Source organism: Phormidesmis sp. 146-33 (assembly GCF_052939515.1).
Window position 1 is genome coordinate 13,497 of the sequence record NZ_JBJPHU010000088.1, and the last position, 16,412, is coordinate 29,908.

A 16,412-nucleotide genomic window follows, 5' to 3' on the forward strand; every position below is an offset into this window, starting at 1 on the left:
TGTTATATTTATATAAAATTATTCAAAAAACTACGTGAAGAAAGCAGGAATATTGACGGCGAGTGCTTTATTCTGCGCGACTTATTTGAGCGTTGCTCTCGTTAATCTGGGGTTAGATAAGTTTCACTACATTTTGGCGGGTGGAAAGAAATTTGCGACTTTTTCGAGCCTGGCCAACCAAATTGAGATCGGAGGCACCTATCTTGTGCTGGCGGTTCTCTATCTAATCTGGTTGTTTGACGACTCGCGATCGACGACTCCCTCTCATTTCTTCACCCTGTTGCGAAAGGCGGCCACTTTTCTTTTACTCGCTTTTATCGCTTATCCGCTGGGGAATGATGTCTATCTTTACCTCCATGCAGGGCTGATGAATCTGAGTCATGCCAACCCATTTTTGGTGAGGGCTGGGGTGTTTGTATCCGAATTGTCTCCCTTTGTGGATTGGGGACAAACTTCGACCTATGGGCCTGTTTCTCAGTTCTTTTTTACACTATCGGCCGCAGTTTTATCGCTCGATCCGATTCTCAGCGTTTACAGTTTCAAGGCGATCTGTTTGGGATTTCATATTCTCAACGGCTATTTAATTTGGCGATCGTTGCCGATGAATTCTCAAGGAAATTTGAGCTGCGATAAAGTCACGATCGCTTACTTAATCAACCCCCTATTGTTGATGGAGCAGATTGCTTCTGCACACGTAGATGTTTTGGTGTCTACGAGTCTAATTGTGTTAGCAGTCAGTCTGCTGCGACAGCACTATTGGGGAAGCTTTGTGGCATTGTGGGCGGGCTTTCTCTCCAAAACCATTCCATTAGTTTGGATGCCTCTGGTAGCTGTTTTTTTGATTCGTCAGCGTCGTTGGCAAGCCTTAATTAACGCAATGGTGTTCTCAATAGTCTTGATCGCCTTGTTATCGGTAACTGCCTTTCCTGAAATTCAAGCCTGGAGCAGTTTGCTTAATCCGGGTGTCGCTGGCCAATATCAGTCGTCGCTGCATACGATCGCTAAGTTTGCGCTAGATCTCGTGAGAATTTTTTCTCCTGAAACGCTGACGCTTGCCCAACAGCAGGTTATTCTTCTGGGAGTTGTCCGGGTGACTCTCGCAGGATTTGCGGGGTTTTATGCCTGGATACTTTGGCGAAGTTGCCGACGCTGGGAGGACACACCGCTGCATCTAACCGAGGATATTGGCTGGGTCACGCTCGTTTTGTTGTTGTTCGCGACGCCCTGGTTGATGCCTTGGTATGCCTCGATCGTGTTGACGATTGCTGCTCTGATTCCTGCTGCTCGCTTGTTTGGGTTGACGAGTCTGGCGTTTGGGCTTTCGAGTAGCGCTCAATACTTACTACAAGGGCACGCCAGTTTGAAGGGATTGGTGTCGATCGGCATTCCTGTTACGGTGCTTATTTTAGGAGTCAACCTGCTCAAAAGTGCAAGCCAAAATCGATACCCATCTGAGCAGGGGGCGATCGTCAAAATTAGCAATCACTAAGTTTTCCTTTCAAGGAACCTCACAGAAGATCAAAGCTATTTTCTGAAGCGATCATTCTGCATCCAAATTCGTGAATATCGCTATCCCTTTTGAGTTGTGAAAAATATTGCTATCCCTTTTGAGTTGTGAAAATTGGCGTTGCTGATTGGAGGGATGAATACGTGGGAAGTGTCAATCTTTTCGCCCCCTAAATCCCCCACAAGTGAGGGACTTTGAACATTGATTTTCCCTCCACTTTGAGGCAATTCATCCCACGATTCAGCAATGCCTGAAAATTCTGTGATTGTCCTTTAGTGGTTAGCCCTCTGTCAATGGCTAAGAGCGAGTCACTAAAAACGGACTATTTCAAAATTCTTACAACTGAGTTAGGACGGCCATATCTCATTTTCTACGAATAGCGATCGTATAAGACGGTCTTTGTTTAGCTTCACGCTGCGTTTTCACTAAGCGAAAGTCGTGATCTACATAAAGATGTTCAAACTTTGGCGTTGCCAGGTAAGTCTTTTCAAACTTTTTGACCGTGTTTTTGTCTAAGTTTTCTAACTTCAGCGTTTCAGGAAGTTCTGTTTTTTGATTGCTTAGACGAGACTCGACAACCGTGTTAAACCACTCTTCAGCTTTCTCGATTGTCAAAGGCGCTTCTCTTCGTTTGAAAGCCTGCTCGATTCCCACATTTTGGATGTACCATTCCCCTTCTCTAACCTCAAACTTTTGCAGCACCATAAAGTCGTAAGCCGCTAGAAAAGAAGAGAATCGATTGAGCAATTTGACTTGATGACCTGGCGCATAGCGAGCAATGTTGCCATAGTAGCCCCGGTTGCCAAAAATCTGATAAGAAGCGTCGTGAATGCGACCTGGCAAAGCATCATGAAAGGGAATGGTTGACCAGTAGGGAGTCCACACGCCCAACACGACGGGGATTTGTTCGGCAGCGATCGGATAAGGATTTCTTTGGCTCAATTCCTCAAAATAAGGAGACAATTCGTTTTTGTGAAACAGAACTTTCTCGTTTAAGGGGTCAGCATCTCGATCGTGTGTGAGCGCTAAAATTTCGTTTTTTAACTCCTCAGTTGTCAAACGATTTAGTCTACTTGCATCTACCAAAATCCCAGTCATATTTTGCGCTCCACAAGTGAAAGATTGAGGGCAGAATCAACCTACACGAACTGATTCATTCCTTAATCTGAATGTAGTGTGCTCACGCTAGTTTTCGCTCTATCAAGAGTCACGTCAGGTATGCTTTGGCAGTCTACTTTAAGAGATGTTTCAATCGACAAAACCTGTGCCTTTTGGGGGAAGCAATGGGATCTTAGCTTAAGTTTCAAAAGTGCTTCAATCTAGAAGTCCCCGCCTTACTTGAGTAGACGAGGAGTGGGCTTGATGTGCAATCGACAAGCTTTAGGTCTAATTTCCCTGCACAGTTAGTCGATAGTTGCGTCGGTTACCGGATTCGATCGAGCCGACCCAAACTCGATAAGTGCCTGGTTGCCAATCCGTATCTTCGAGGTTGGCATCTTTACTATCAGAATCACTGCTACAGCGGATAGTGTTATTAGGGCCAGAAACGACGATCGTGGTGTCATTTCCTCCATTGTTAATACTCAACTTCAGTCGAGAAAAAGGCTGTTGTAATACCAATGTGTGATCCGGTTTGGGGTCAGCAAATCCCAGGCATGTATTATTATTACGATCGCGATTGCTGACGATCGCAGGCAGCGAAGTTGAGCCTCCTGTAGAGCCTGACAAAACTCCCGATCGAGTTTCGGAATTGAGTGTTAGAGTGCCAAAATTTGCGGGTTGTGCCCCAACAGGAACGGCTCCCAAGGTAACGAGTCCTGCTAAGATACTGCTCCACTTAAATCGATTTTTAGCCAAATTTATCATCATCAACTATCTCACACACTAAAAGTTTTACAAATTGCTTGAATGGTCTATTGAGGTGGGCTTTTTGCCCGTACTTTTTTCTGAACTTAGCTATTTTTAGTTTACTGCTCTTAACAGTTCTATCCGTGTTTATTTCACATAGAAATAATATAAATACTACGCAAAGTAGAAAATAGCTCCGGAGAAACTACTTAGCGTTCAGAGTTAAACCAGCTTGAGCAAATGAGCATTAAAAACGAAGGGTTGCTACAACTAAAAAGACCTCTGACTGATCATCAGACAGCTTTGGTGTTTTGATACGATCTATGATCAAAGTCATTCTTCAGCAAAACAAGAACGATGCCTTTAGTCGGTTTAGTTGTGGTTCTCTTGGCAGGATTGTCGCTTGCTCAAATTTTGGTTCTAGTTCCTTTAGAATTTGTTTTTGCGCTAAAAGTTCCCCTTTGGCTAACAGGATTGGGAATTTTGATCGGATTCGCCTGGTGCTTTGGTGAGTAAAAGAGTGCTTTGGAGGGACGATCGAGCTTGAAATCGAAAGGTCTGCCGAAAGACAGCTACCTGGATAGTTGAACTTACGACGGCTAAAAACTATCCCAGGTAGGCTTGTCTAATGCGATCGTTGCTCAACAAGTCTTCAGCGCACCCTGATAGGGTGATGCAGCCAGCTTCTAACACGTAACCTTGATCGGCGATTTGTAGCGCGAGATTAGCATTTTGTTCGACTAAGAGAATTGTCATTCCTGTGGTTCTTAGGTTTTGAATGATAGAGAAAATTTCTCGCACGATCGCTGGGGCCAATCCTAAACTCGGTTCATCTAAAAGCAACAGCTTAGGACGACTCATCAGGGCACGAGCGATCGCCAACATCTGCTGTTCTCCGCCGCTCAAGGTGCCTGCAAGCTGATTTTTGCGCTCGGCTAATCGTGGAAACTGTAAAAACTGCTGCTCAATGTCTGACTTGATGCCCAGGCGATCGGCTCGACTATAAGCCCCTAACTCCAAGTTATCCAACACCGTTTGACGAGTCAAAACCCTTCGCCCTTCTGGACTGTGAGCAATTCCTAGTTTGACGACTTCGTGAGGCTGCCGCCGCGTAATTTCTTGACGGTGATAGAGAATGCTGCCCTGACGCGGGTTGACGACGCGCGAAATGGCTCTCAGTGTGGTGCTTTTTCCAGCTCCATTTGCGCCAAGTAGCGTGACCACTTCTCCAGGGTAGATGGTCAGATCGATCGCTTGCAGTGCTTGAATTGCGCCATACCAAACGCTCAGGTTTTGAATCTCTAAAAGCGGCAGATTTTCCATCCGTTCATCCTCCCAGATAAGCCTCGATCACTGCCGGATCGTGCTTGACCTCCGCCGGATCGCCCAGCGCAATGAGTTGCCCAAAATCGAGAACCGCAATGCGATCGCACAGCCCCATCACCAGCGGCACATGATGCTCGATCAGCAAGATTGTCAAATCAAACTGATCCCGAATCGTGCGAATAAAGTCACTCAACTGTTGCTTTTCGGGCGGATTCATTCCCGCAGCAGGTTCGTCGAGCAGCAAGACGGAGGGTTCTAGCGCCAAAGCACGGGCGATTTCTAGCCGACGCTGATCGCCATAGGGAAAATTGCAGGCTTTTTCTTGGGCACGATCGCTCAGTCCGACTAGATTCAACAATTCGCTGGCTCGCGATCGCGTTTGCTGTTCTTCTCGCGGCCCAGGTGACAGCCCCAATACCCCTCGAAAAAGTCCGCTTTGGGTGTGAATATGTCGAGCAATCATGACATTTTCTAGAGCCGACAGGTCTGAGAATAAGCGAATATTTTGAAAGGTTCTGGCCACTCCTTTTTGGGCGATCTGATGGGGTCGCAGGCGAGAAATATCGGTTCCTTGATAAAGCATTTGTCCACTAGATGGCTCAACCAGCCCCGTCACCAGATTAAACAACGTCGTTTTGCCCGCGCCATTGGGGCCAATGAGTCCGAAAATTTCGCCTGTGTTAACGCTAAAAGAAACTTGATTAACCGCGACTAATCCCCCAAAGCGACGAGTCAAGGCTTTTGCTTGTAAAACTGGATGAGGCGATCGGGCAGCAATAGAGTGAGACATTGGTGAATTCTAACCTTGAAAGGATTGTCTCAAAGATCGACAACCTGCGATCGACGAATCTTTCTAGCATTCGCACAAATACAGCAGGTTTTAAGTCTGTGCAATCAAGCGGGCGGCTCCTCGGTTCGGAAGATAGCGGCTCAATTTGAGGTCACTAAAGCTTTTGTGCAGAAGATGCTCAAACAACAAGTCGAAGGACATCTCAACCCAAGGAAGCAAGGGGGAGGGATGAAGCGTGAGTTAGCAGGCTGTGAGGCTCAGTTAGCCTTGATCGTAGAGCAACACCCGGATGCGACCCTATCAGAATACTGCGAATATTGGGGGACAGACCCAGCAACAATATAAACCTGAAATCTGCTGTAATTCTTGATCAATTAACTGTACACAAGTAGTAAAGCCACATATCTGTATTAGAAGACAACTCAGTTTCACAAGTAATTTCTAGACAACTTTGCCAGGAATAAATTTGCACATTGCTAAAGTCTATTTCTAGTTGAGTGATCTGTGCTTGAGGTCTAATGTAGTAAGTATTGAGGCGAAAGTTGTGAGATTCGTCTTTGATGATTGCATGAGGAGCAGTCTTGAGTTGATCAAGCTCGATCGACCGATTAAAAAAGCGTAGTAGAGCCAACATCACTAGATTGACATAGGTAGCCAAAGGATTGAATTTAATTCGATTTCTCCAATTAAATTCTGGTTCAATTCCATTGAGATTGTGGCTTGAGAAGAAGAAATAGGCTCCTGGCTTACCGACTCTGCTAACTTCTCGGAAAATTGTCAAGCGATCGCTCTGTGAAACATAATCAATTCCATTAAAGCTAAACAAAATAAAGTCAAAAGAGTTGTCTGCAAATTGACTCATATTTCTAGCATCGCAAACCTCAAACTTCAAAGACTGAGGAGAAGCTGAAAAGCGCTTTTGGCAAGCTTTAACCATCTGTGTGGAGTAGTCGATGCCAACATAGTCTCTTACAAGTTGAGAGAAGTGTTGAGTGGTGCGTCCCCCGCCTACTCCGATGTCTAGCATCTTCATCGTTGACAGTTGATCTTTCAGCAAATCTAGAATCATTTGTTCGGCAGGCTGGAGCAAATTCAACTGAGTGTAATATTGCACGATGCTACGATCGCCATAGATTTCTCGATTACTTTCACCAACCTGATGAGCCTTATTTAATCGATCGCCGTCATCTTTCTGCATATCATTTTGCAAAGGCAAAGACCCAACAGGGGCTTAAAATGCTGCTGTTCAATGTCTAATGTTCAATGTCTAACAGTTAATTCCCACGCTCTGCTACTTCGTCTCCATCCAGTTTTGTCCCGCACGAATTTCTACCAATAGCGGCACACTTAATTGCACAGCGTCTTCCATTGTGGATTTGATCTGAGGCTCTAAGCTTTTCCAGTCGTCGGGGTGGATTTCAAACACAAGTTCGTCATGCACTTGCAGCAACAGATTTGCTTGATAGTCTTTGAGTAGCTCGTGCAGGCGAATCATGGCAATCTTGATAATGTCAGCACTAGACCCTTGAATAGGAGCGTTGGCGGCGGCTCGTAATAATCCCGCATCAAACTGATCGCGGAGTTTAAGTTTATTTAACTCGATCGCATCGGGCTTTCGACCGCGCAGTTTTTGTAATGACTCGCTGGCAAACCTGAAGTAGCGTCGTCGTCCCAAAATCGTCTCGACATAGCCATTGGCGATCGCTTCTCGCTGCATTTGTTGGAGATAGGCAAACACACGGGAGTAGCGATCGTTAAACCGTTCGATAAATTCTTTGGCAACAGAGGGAGACACGCCTGCTTCTCGTGCAAACCGCTGGGAACCCATGCCGTAAATCACCCCGAAGTTAATAATTTTTGCTAGACGGCGTTCTTCAGAACTGATCTCTTCTTTGTCAAGCAATAGTCGAGCCGTCAGCGTATGAACGTCTTGATTGTTGCGGTAAGTTTCTAGTAAGACAGGCTCTTGACTCAGGTGAGCAAGAATTCTCAACTCGATTTGTGAATAGTCTGCCGCCACCATCAGCCAGCCGTCTTGCGGAATAAATGCCTTGCGAATCTGACGACTAAACGCCGTACGAATGGGAATATTTTGCAGGTTGGGATTAGAGGAAGACAGCCGCCCTGTTGAAGTCGCCGTTTGGTTAAAGTCTGTGTGAACTCGATGTGTATCGGGCCGAACCAGCGTCGGCAAAGCGTCTACATAAGTTGATTTCAGCTTTGAGAGCGTGCGATGTTCTAAAATCAAATCGACGACGGGATGATCGCCCTGTAGCTTCTCAAGGGTTGCCGCATCGGTGGAATAGCCTGTTTTGATTTTGCGTGATTTTTTGCGATCGAGTCCCAGGCGATCGAACAGCAATTCACTCAGTTGTTTGGGCGATCCGAGGCTAAATTTCTCCTCCGCAAACTCATAAGCACGTTGCTCAAGGCTGTGTAAATCCTGCTCCAGATTTTTCGAGAATTCTTTGAGATACGCCTGATCAATTCGCACACCGCACGCTTCCGTTTCTGCCAACACTGGTTCTAACGGTTGCTCAACTTCCAATAACAAGCGATGCAGTTGAGGAAGGGCCTGTAGCTCCGATCGCAGTTTTGGCACGAGATGAAACGTCGTATACACATCCAATCCGCAATAGATGGCGACTTTGGAAACCGGAATATCCGCGATCGTTTGTCCCTTAGACACCAGATCTTCGTAGTCTTGAGATTGGGTACTGAGATAGCGCTGACTCAAATCGCTCAGTTTGTGGCTACTTTCGGGATTGATCACATAGCTGGCCAACATCGTGTCAAAGACGACCCCTTCTAGATGAATAGACTGAAAGCGCAAAACAAGGCGATCGAACTTGGCATTTTGCAACACTTTGGGATATTGACTCCCTTCCAAAATCGGACGCAGCGCTTCGAGGGTCGTGGTTTTATTGAGATTGCCGCCCGACGTGTGCCCCAGAGGAATGTAAGCAACCGAGTCAAACTGATCTGCCCAACAGCAGCCAATTCCCACCAAATCAGCATCTCGCGGCTCTAGAGAATTTGTCTCAGTGTCCCAGGCGACCGGAATTTCTGGATTGGTACAGGTTTGCAGAATTTCGATCAGGTCAGCCAGTTTTTCGGGCGTGTCAATGATCTGAGGTGAAATCGTGACCGCTTCGATCTTTTCGGCATTTTCGGTATCTTCGGCGCTAAAGAACCACAGATCGTCACTCTCAAATCGAGGAACATTAGCAGACGGCTGATCCGGCTCGGCAACAGGCTTGTCTTCCACAAATTCGCCGCTCAACTGTTGTTGCCATTTTTTAACCCGATTGAGAAAGGATTTGAACTCTAATTTCTCGAAAAGAGGTAACACAACCGCTTCATCAAACCCGTGTAGCTGGCAGGATTTGAGATCAATCTCCAACGGCACATCGAGATGAATTTGCGCCATCCATTGCGAGTGTCGAGCGTCTTCAATTCCGGTTTCCAGTTTCTTCTTGACGGCTCCTTTGATCTCGTCGATCGACGCATACACATTTTCCAGCGTTCCGTAGGTCGTCAAAAGCTGCACGGCCGTCTTTTCGCCAATCCCTTTTACGCCGGGAATATTGTCCGACGGGTCGCCACACAGCGCCTTAAAGTCCACCACCTGAGACGGCAAAACGCCCAACTTGTCTTTAACCTGCGCGATGCCAAACTCTCGTGGCGGCTGAGTTCCCTTGCCGTAGACCGTACTCATATAGAGCACTTTCACCTGTTCTTCGGGATCGATGAGTTGAAACAGATCGCGATCGCCACTCAAAATTTTGACTTGAAAGCCTTCCTGCTTGGCCTTGCGAGTCAGCGTCCCAATCACATCATCAGCCTCATATCCCGGCGTGACGACGATCGGCAGATTCATCGCCTTGAGCAATTCCTGAAGGTTTTCCAGGTCAGGCATAAAGTCTTCGGGCGCTTCGGGTCGGCCGGCTTTGTAGGTATCATCGGCATCGTGGCGAAAGGTCGCTCCCCCCAAATCGAAGGCGATCGCTAGATAATCGGGGCGTTCGAGGTCGATCGTTTCGAGCAGCGCTTTGAGAAACCCATAAGAGACGCTAGTCGGAATCCCAGTCGAAGTCCGAAGTCCGCCATCTCGACCTTTGGCAAACGCGAAATAAGAGCGAAAGGCCAGGGAGTGACCATCAACAAGAACAATTTTGGGAGAAGTGGCAGTCAAGGGAAAGGCTCGGCAGGGGACAGATTCTATTTTAGCGAAGAGCGTCCGGGGGAATCGGGGGATTGAAGAAGACGTCAGACGGTGAACAGAGAGCGTTGAAGGTCAAATATTACACATTGAACCTTAGACCTTAAACTAAAATTTGCTCTGTCCAAAGTCCAAGATCCGGCGTTGCTGATTGAAGGGATGAATCTGTGGGAAGTGTCCATCTTTTCGCTCCCTAAATCCCCAATTTTGGGGGACTTTGAACCTTGGGGTTCCCGCCGCTTTGGGGCACACCCCCTGATTCAGCAACGCCCAAGATCCAATGTCCGAGGTTCAGAGTCCGAAGTCCAAAGTCCAACCGTGAGGAGAGGCTGAATGCCAGAAACAGCGAGCGTGATTGCTGCGATGACTCAATATTTGCAGGATGTTTTAGAGCAGCCACATCCCGTATTTGGAGGTTTGCCGATTTGTCCATTTGCCAAGCAGGCCCGGCTGCACCACAAAATTGACTTTCAGGTGCAGCGATTTCGATTGGATGATCTCACGTCGTCTTCGCCGTTGATGCAGATGATTCATCAATTTGCTCAAACCAGACAGCATGACGTTTTGCTGTTAATCCATCCTGACTGCCAGGTGACGAGTTTTGACCGCTTTCAACAACAAGTCGATCGTTTGAATACACACCTTCAGCCACTTGACTTGACTGCATTTGGAGGACACCCCGACGATGCTTTTAACATTCAGGGCGTTCGGACTCGACAAGACCCCTTTCTCAATTTGACCATTCAATCGATCAACAAACTCACGCAAGCCTCGACTCGATTGGCAACCACGCACTACTACGACAATTGGACACCCGAAGCGCTCAACTCAGTGGGTTATCCGCGATCGACTCCTGCAAAAGAAGATCCTTGAGTCCTGCGATCGGTCTACACAGGAGTTTGCAGCGTTGATCCCTGTTGATCCTTTAAATGTTTCTGTACTTAGTTAAAAAAGCGATTTTTGTAACCTAGTCTGACCCATAAAGCTGTTGATCGTTTCTCACGAAAACCTTGACAGTGTTTTTGAATGAAAGTTAGCTTTTTGGCGTAAAAGCAAGTTTGGACGGTGATGACTATGGGGGCACACAAAACCGAGATTATTCTCAAGTCTGCTGTAGGCTTCTGGTTCAAACAAAATCTCATCGGGTCTGCGATCGCCGGGGCAAATCTTGTCGATTCGATCGGCACTTTGCCCAAACTTCTCAATCTCTACATACTCTCAGGAACCATACCCATGAAGAAGGCTCTTGTTGTCATGTCTGCGCTGTTTGTTGGGTTAGATGTTGTCGCAATGGCGACTTACTTTCCGAGCATAGCCAATGCGACTCCTGTTATTAAAATCAGCCAAACGCGACAACCTTTACCTCCCGCTTCTGCAACCCCGGCTCTGACCTTTGGGTTGGCCGATGGCACTCCAATCAAGCTCAAGTTTAAGCAAACCGTTTCTTCAAAAAATGCGGAGAAGAACGACCCGATCGAGTTTGAAGTCGCAGAAGATGTGGTTATCAGCAATGCAGTGGTGATTGCTAAAGGTGCCAGCGCCAAGGGTGTTGTCACCGATGTCAAACGCTCTGGAATGCTCGGACGCAAAGGCAAACTAGAGATCGCCATCAAAGAAGTCACCTTGGTCAGCGGCGAACGGGTGGCTCTGCGCGGCAGTAAAGAAGGCGGCGGCGGTACGTCAGGAGGGATCATTGCAGTTGCGGCGATCATCAACCCACTGGCACTGCTATTCAAGGGCAAAAACATGACCTACGAAGCAGGCACCGAAGTCGGGGCGTTTGTGGATGGAGACTTTGCGCTCGATCGCAACAAATTTAGCGCGTCCCCTCGCCGACCGTTCTGAGAAAGGGGAGAATAACTCAACGTCAGTACGATCGCCCTCCCCGCTTAGGAACGCGAGTTTATTAACCTGAAATTTTCCAAATATGCCTGGTCAGTTGATTTTGGCTTCGTTTCAATGGGTTGCAGTTCCCTAAATTCCCCAAATTTGGGGGACTTTGAAGCTCGAACCCATTTTGAATTCCAGAATTTTTTGATCTCAAAGTTCCCCAGAATGGGGGATTTAGGGGCGAAGTAACTTGGCAGTAAACGACCTTATTCAATTCTCATTCCATTGCAAGTCATCATTATCGGCGGCGTTCCTGAAGTTTGCGATAGACAGCTTTGAGATCGACGTTGTGGTAAGCGATTGCGACTAATGTGTGATAGAGCAAGTCGGCAGCTTCCCCGGCGATCGCATCGGGATCATCATCTTTACAAGCCATTACGACTTCGGCAGCTTCTTCGCCAATTTTTTTAAGAATTGTGTTGTCGCCGCCATCCAATAGCTTGCGAGTGTAAGAGCCTTCACTGGGATGATCCCGACGATCGCAGATCACCTCAAACACCTGAGACAGCGTATCGGCAGGCGGCGGCGTAATCGTGCCATTCACCTGATGAAAACAACTGCGCTCTCCTGTGTGACAAGCAATCTCCCCAATCTGCTCTACAGTCACCAACAAAGCATCGCTGTCACAGTCATACCGAATTGCTTTGACCTTTTGAAGGTGTCCTGACGTTGCGCCCTTGTTCCAAAATGCCTGACGCGATCGACTCCAAAACCAGGTTTCGCCCGTCTCCAAGGTCTTTTGTAGCGAATCCGCATTCATCCAGGCCATCATCAAGACAGTGCCATCAAGATAATCTTGCACGATCGCAGGAACCAGACCCCGATCGTCATACTGAATTTTTCCAACTGGGATCGACTGCGCGGAAAGAGATTCGGAAGCTGACATGGCAAAGAGACACTAATCATTCACCTGCTCACGATATCATTTGCGAGTTTCATTGACTGAGGACGTTTCAGATCGATCACGGCAAAGAGGATTTTCACAATCTCTCCATCTCTTGTTACGATTTGTTTATCCTGCAACAATCCCTAACCGATTCCTCTGGAGCCTCCCAACATGCTGCGACTCGAACACGTCAGTAAGATTTATCCCACTGGCGAAGTATTAAAAGATATTAACTGGGAGGTCAAATCCGGCGATCGAGTCGGTCTGGTCGGCGTGAATGGGGCTGGCAAATCGACGCAGCTGAAGATCATTGCAGGCGAAATGGAGCCGACGACGGGTGAGGTGATTCGTCCGGCGAGTTTACACATCGCTTACCTGACTCAAGAATTTGAAGTCGATCCCACACGCACCGTTCGAGAAGAATTTTGGCGAGCCTTTGGAGAAGCCAACGACGTTCATGAAGCGCTGTCCAAAGTTCACCATGCGATGGAGACGGCTGACCCGGAGGAATTGGACAAGCTGATCCACAAAATGGACAAGCTACAGCGACGGTTTGAAGCCTTAGACGGCTACGGCTTAGAGTCTCGCATTGAGAAAATTATGCCGGAACTGGGGTTTGAGAGCGAAGACGGCGATCGCTTAGTCAGTGCCTTTAGTGGCGGTTGGCAAATGCGAATGAGTTTGGGCAAAATTCTTCTGCAAAAACCCGATCTGCTGCTCTTGGATGAACCGACCAACCATTTAGATTTAGAAACGATCGAGTGGCTCGAAACTTACCTCAAAGGCTTGTCTACCCCGATGGTAATCGTCTCTCATGACCGGGAATTTCTCGATCGCCTCTGCACCCAAATTGTCGAAACTGAGCGCGGCGTATCTACCACCTATCTCGGTAACTATTCCGCCTACTTAGCCCAAAAAGCCGAACTGCGGGATGCCCAAATGAGCGCCTTTGAGCGCCAGCAAAAAGAATTAGAAAAACAGCAAACCTTTGTCGATCGCTTTCGGGCCAGTGCCACCCGCAGTACTCAAGCCAAGAGCCGCGAGAAACAGTTAGACAAAATTGAGCGGATTGAGGCACCTGATTCAGATGTGCGATCGCTGCATTTTCGCTTTCCTCCGGCTCCTCGTAGTGGTCGAGAAGTGGTGATCATCAAGGATCTCGTGCACACCTATGGCGAAAAGATTTTGTTTTTGGGGGCTGAGTTGCTAATCGAGCGGGGCGATCGCATTGCCATTTTGGGGCCCAACGGAGCCGGAAAATCGACCTTGCTGCACTTAATTATGGGTATGGAAAACCCCAGCGACGGCAGCATTAAGTTAGGGGATCATAACGTTTTGCCCAGCTATTTTGAGCAAAATCAAGCCGAAGCCCTCGACTTACAAAGAACCGTTGTCGAAACCATTCACGACGAAGTTCCGAAGTGGACGAATGAAGAAGTGCGGACGCTGTTGGGTCGATTTCTCTTTAGTGGAGACACCGTGTTCAAAAAAGTAGAATCTCTCAGCGGGGGCGAAAAAGCCCGACTTGCGTTGGCAAAAATGCTGTTGCGTCCCGCCAATTTATTGATCTTAGATGAACCGACCAACCACCTTGATATTCCTGCCAAAGAGATGCTCGAAGAGGCGATTCAAAACTACGATGGCAGCGTGATTATTGTGTCGCACGATCGCTATTTCATCTCACAAACCGTCAATAAAGTCGTCGAAATTCGAGACGGAGAACTGCGTCTTTATCGGGGAGATTATCACTACTATCTCGATAAAATTGCTGAAGAAAAAGAGAAAAATAAACTAATGGCGATCGAAGCCGAAAAAACCGCAAAAGTGGAATCCAAGCGAGAAAAACAGAAAGAGAAAGAAAAGGCAAAGAAAACGCAAAAGGCTCGCTGATCTAAGTACAAAGGTAGAGGTTAAACAAAACAGACAGTCTGTAATTTAACCATTTATTACTGATTGCTAAGATTGCCTTGAGCGATTGGGTTCAATCCCTGTCGCCTTCTTAACCCACTCTTTACTCCTCAAACAGATTAACTTTGTCGGGAGTTTGGGCGTTAAAGGGTCTCAGTTGCAGTGGTATCATTTGCGGAGAAATATTTAGTGGAAGGGCGTTCAACTATGGCGCAGGTGCCTGTCTCTCCTGTAGTGCTAATTATTTTAGACGGCTGGGGTTATCGCGAAGACAAAGACGGGAACGCCATTGCTGCCGCTAACACACCCGTGATGAACAGCTTGTGGGAAGTCTACCCTCACACGTTGATTCGGACTTCTGGCAAAGATGTTGGGCTGCCGGATGGTCAAATGGGCAACTCAGAAGTGGGACATCTCAATATCGGGGCGGGTCGAGTCGTTCCTCAAGAACTGGTGCGAATCTCAGATGCGGTCGAAGATGGTACGCTGCTCAAAAATCCTAAGTTAGTCAAAGTTTGTGAAGACGTGCGGCAGAGTAACGGCAAGCTACATCTGGTGGGCTTGTGTTCTGAGGGAGGCGTACATTCTCATTTGACTCATCTGTTTGGGCTACTTGAATTGGCTAAGGCACAAAACATTCAAACAGTCTGCCTGCATGTGATTACCGACGGGCGAGACACCCAGCCCCACGATGGATTGGAGGCGGTCGGCCAGATTGAAGCTGCGATCGCTCGTATCGGCATCGGACAGATTTCAACGCTCAGCGGTCGTTATTATGCAATGGATCGCGATCGCCGCTGGGATCGGGTACAACTCGCCTATGACACGATGACCCAGGACGGCTCTGGCGATAGGCGTTCTGCTTTGGAAGTACTGCAAGCCTCCTACGACGCAGGCAAAACGGATGAATTTGTATTGCCCACCCGCATTGCCCCTGGCGCACTAGAAGCGGGAGACGGCGTGATCTTTTTTAACTTTCGCCCCGATCGGGCCCGCCAACTCACTCAGGTCTTTGTCGATCCCAAATTTAATAGCTTCGATCGTCAACAGATTCAACCGCTCTCGTTTGCCACATTCACCCAGTACGATCCCCATTTCCCTGTTTTGGTGGCCTTTGAGCCGCAAAATTTGAATAATATTCTCGGTGAAGTGATTTCTCAACACGGATTGCGCCAGCTTCGTACTGCGGAGACTGAAAAATACGCCCACGTTACTTACTTTTTTAACGGCGGACTAGAAGATCCTTTTCCGGGTGAAGATCGAGAGTTGGTGCCGAGTCCGATGGTGTTGACCTACGACAGTGCGCCCGCAATGTCTGCCGAGGCTGTAACCGATGTGGCCGTCGCCGCCGTTGAAAAGAAAGTTTATTCTCTAATTGTGATCAACTACGCCAACCCCGATATGGTCGGTCACACAGGACAAATGGATGCGACGGTGACTGCTCTAGAAGTGGTCGATAAATGTCTCGGTCGTCTATTAGAAAACGTCAATCGTGCTGGGGGAACGGCGATCATCATTGCAGACCACGGCAACGCAGAACTGATGTGGGACGAGCAAGGAAACCCCTGGACGGCGCACACGACAAATCCCGTTCCGTTTATCCTGGTAGAAGGGGAAGGGCTAAAGATTCCGGGACACGGGACGGATGTGGCGCTGAGAGAAGATGGTCGTCTGGCAGATATCGCCCCCACGATTCTCGACATTCTCAGGCTGGATCAACCTTCTGAGATGACGGGGCGATCGATTATCGAGTCTGCCGGGTTTGAGGTTCGTAAAAATCGGACACCTGTGAAGATTGCCAGGTAATCTGGAATTATCAGTTGTTTTGTGGAATTGTGACGATGACAGCAGTTTACGTTTTGAAAGCGATTTGGATGTTTTGTGCGGCGGGGATGATTGTCCTCGTGCTGTTGCATAGTCCCAAAGGGGATGGACTGAGTGGTTTGGGTGGGCAGGCTCAACTCTTTACGAGTACCAAGAGTGCCGAAACGACCTTAAATCGAGCAACCTGGATTCTCACCGTTTTGTTTATCGG

At 47.8% G+C, this 16,412-nt stretch carries 15 protein-coding genes; 8 read left to right on the forward strand and 7 right to left on the reverse strand.

What is annotated here, in order from left to right; translation table 11 throughout:
• Positions 1-34: 34 nt before the first annotated feature.
• Complete coding sequence (locus tag ACJ2PR_RS26065; RefSeq protein ID WP_446879139.1) at positions 35-1,489, forward strand: hypothetical protein; 1,455 nt, start codon at positions 35-37, stop codon at positions 1,487-1,489.
• 381 nt (positions 1,490-1,870) lie between these two features.
• Here ACJ2PR_RS26065 and ACJ2PR_RS26070 read toward each other — a convergent pair whose 3' ends face one another.
• Together ACJ2PR_RS26070 and ACJ2PR_RS26075 are read right to left on the reverse strand one after the other, a co-directional pair.
• Positions 1,871-2,605: a hypothetical protein gene (locus ACJ2PR_RS26070; RefSeq protein ID WP_446879140.1), complete on the reverse strand. Its 735-nt coding sequence runs from the start codon at positions 2,603-2,605 to the stop codon at positions 1,871-1,873.
• A gap of 288 nt (positions 2,606-2,893) precedes the next feature.
• A complete protein-coding gene (locus tag ACJ2PR_RS26075) occupies positions 2,894-3,376 on the reverse strand; it encodes a hypothetical protein (protein WP_446879141.1) in 483 nt (160 codons plus the stop codon).
• 336 nt (positions 3,377-3,712) lie between these two features.
• Between ACJ2PR_RS26075 and ACJ2PR_RS26080 the strand changes: the two genes are divergently transcribed.
• Positions 3,713-3,871 carry a hypothetical protein gene (locus ACJ2PR_RS26080; protein WP_446860952.1) on the forward strand — a complete coding sequence of 53 codons (159 nt, stop codon included), beginning with the start codon at positions 3,713-3,715 and terminating at the stop codon, positions 3,869-3,871.
• A 90-nt stretch (positions 3,872-3,961) separates the two neighbouring features.
• Here the strand turns inward: ACJ2PR_RS26080 and ACJ2PR_RS26085 are convergent, their stop codons facing one another.
• Together ACJ2PR_RS26085 and ACJ2PR_RS26090 are read right to left on the reverse strand one after the other, a co-directional pair.
• The gene (locus ACJ2PR_RS26085; protein ID WP_446879142.1) at positions 3,962-4,678 is read right to left on the reverse strand and encodes an ABC transporter ATP-binding protein; all 717 of its coding nucleotides are present in this window, start codon (positions 4,676-4,678) and stop codon (positions 3,962-3,964) included.
• Between the two features lie 4 nt (positions 4,679-4,682).
• The gene (locus tag ACJ2PR_RS26090; protein ID WP_446860950.1) at positions 4,683-5,471 is read right to left on the reverse strand and encodes an ABC transporter ATP-binding protein; all 789 of its coding nucleotides are present in this window, start codon (positions 5,469-5,471) and stop codon (positions 4,683-4,685) included.
• Positions 5,472-5,495: 24 nt separating this feature from the next.
• Between ACJ2PR_RS26090 and ACJ2PR_RS26095 the strand changes: the two genes are divergently transcribed.
• Positions 5,496-5,816 carry a hypothetical protein gene (locus ACJ2PR_RS26095; RefSeq protein WP_446879143.1) on the forward strand — a complete coding sequence of 107 codons (321 nt, stop codon included), beginning with the start codon at positions 5,496-5,498 and terminating at the stop codon, positions 5,814-5,816.
• A gap of 25 nt (positions 5,817-5,841) precedes the next feature.
• Here ACJ2PR_RS26095 and ACJ2PR_RS26100 read toward each other — a convergent pair whose 3' ends face one another.
• Complete coding sequence (locus tag ACJ2PR_RS26100) at positions 5,842-6,669, reverse strand: class I SAM-dependent methyltransferase (RefSeq protein WP_446879144.1); 828 nt, start codon at positions 6,667-6,669, stop codon at positions 5,842-5,844.
• Between the two features lie 93 nt (positions 6,670-6,762).
• Positions 6,763-9,666, reverse strand: a complete 2,904-nt coding sequence (gene polA / locus ACJ2PR_RS26105) for a DNA polymerase I (RefSeq protein ID WP_446879145.1) — start codon at positions 9,664-9,666, stop codon at positions 6,763-6,765.
• 360 nt (positions 9,667-10,026) lie between these two features.
• Here polA and ACJ2PR_RS26110 point away from each other — a divergent pair, with 360 nt between their 5' ends.
• Both ACJ2PR_RS26110 and ACJ2PR_RS26115 read left to right on the forward strand, forming a co-directional pair.
• Positions 10,027-10,566, forward strand: coding sequence for a DUF1415 family protein (locus ACJ2PR_RS26110; RefSeq protein WP_446860946.1), 540 nt, complete (start codon positions 10,027-10,029; stop codon positions 10,564-10,566).
• Between the two features lie 201 nt (positions 10,567-10,767).
• Positions 10,768-11,538: a hypothetical protein gene (locus ACJ2PR_RS26115; RefSeq protein ID WP_446879146.1), complete on the forward strand. Its 771-nt coding sequence runs from the start codon at positions 10,768-10,770 to the stop codon at positions 11,536-11,538.
• Positions 11,539-11,821: 283 nt separating this feature from the next.
• Here the strand turns inward: ACJ2PR_RS26115 and hisIE are convergent, their stop codons facing one another.
• The gene (gene hisIE / locus ACJ2PR_RS26120; protein ID WP_446879147.1) at positions 11,822-12,469 is read right to left on the reverse strand and encodes a bifunctional phosphoribosyl-AMP cyclohydrolase/phosphoribosyl-ATP diphosphatase HisIE; all 648 of its coding nucleotides are present in this window, start codon (positions 12,467-12,469) and stop codon (positions 11,822-11,824) included.
• A 171-nt stretch (positions 12,470-12,640) separates the two neighbouring features.
• Between hisIE and ACJ2PR_RS26125 the strand changes: the two genes are divergently transcribed.
• The 3 genes from ACJ2PR_RS26125 to secG all read left to right on the forward strand — a co-directional run.
• The gene (locus ACJ2PR_RS26125; protein WP_446860943.1) at positions 12,641-14,359 is read left to right on the forward strand and encodes an ABC-F family ATP-binding cassette domain-containing protein; all 1,719 of its coding nucleotides are present in this window, start codon (positions 12,641-12,643) and stop codon (positions 14,357-14,359) included.
• Between the two features lie 225 nt (positions 14,360-14,584).
• Positions 14,585-16,183: a 2,3-bisphosphoglycerate-independent phosphoglycerate mutase gene (gene gpmI, locus ACJ2PR_RS26130; protein ID WP_446868863.1), complete on the forward strand. Its 1,599-nt coding sequence runs from the start codon at positions 14,585-14,587 to the stop codon at positions 16,181-16,183.
• Positions 16,184-16,218: 35 nt separating this feature from the next.
• Positions 16,219-16,412, forward strand: a 194-nt coding sequence (secG, locus tag ACJ2PR_RS26135) for a preprotein translocase subunit SecG (protein ID WP_446879148.1), incomplete at its 3' end; no start/stop codon positions are given.

Coding starts and splice junctions, on each gene's coding strand:
- ACJ2PR_RS26070 (WP_446879140.1), bottom strand. CDS start 2,605: ATGACTGGGATTTTGGTAGATGCAAGTAGACTAAATCGTTTGACAACT.
- ACJ2PR_RS26075 (WP_446879141.1), bottom strand. CDS start 3,376: ATGATGATAAATTTGGCTAAAAATCGATTTAAGTGGAGCAGTATCTTA.
- ACJ2PR_RS26080 (WP_446860952.1), top strand. CDS start 3,713: ATGCCTTTAGTCGGTTTAGTTGTGGTTCTCTTGGCAGGATTGTCGCTT.
- ACJ2PR_RS26085 (WP_446879142.1), bottom strand. CDS start 4,678: ATGGAAAATCTGCCGCTTTTAGAGATTCAAAACCTGAGCGTTTGGTAT.
- ACJ2PR_RS26090 (WP_446860950.1), bottom strand. CDS start 5,471: ATGTCTCACTCTATTGCTGCCCGATCGCCTCATCCAGTTTTACAAGCA.
- ACJ2PR_RS26100 (WP_446879144.1), bottom strand. CDS start 6,669: ATGCAGAAAGATGACGGCGATCGATTAAATAAGGCTCATCAGGTTGGT.
- ACJ2PR_RS26110 (WP_446860946.1), top strand. CDS start 10,027: ATGCCAGAAACAGCGAGCGTGATTGCTGCGATGACTCAATATTTGCAG.
- ACJ2PR_RS26115 (WP_446879146.1), top strand. CDS start 10,768: ATGGGGGCACACAAAACCGAGATTATTCTCAAGTCTGCTGTAGGCTTC.
- hisIE (WP_446879147.1), bottom strand. CDS start 12,469: ATGTCAGCTTCCGAATCTCTTTCCGCGCAGTCGATCCCAGTTGGAAAA.
- ACJ2PR_RS26125 (WP_446860943.1), top strand. CDS start 12,641: ATGCTGCGACTCGAACACGTCAGTAAGATTTATCCCACTGGCGAAGTA.
- gpmI (WP_446868863.1), top strand. CDS start 14,585: ATGGCGCAGGTGCCTGTCTCTCCTGTAGTGCTAATTATTTTAGACGGC.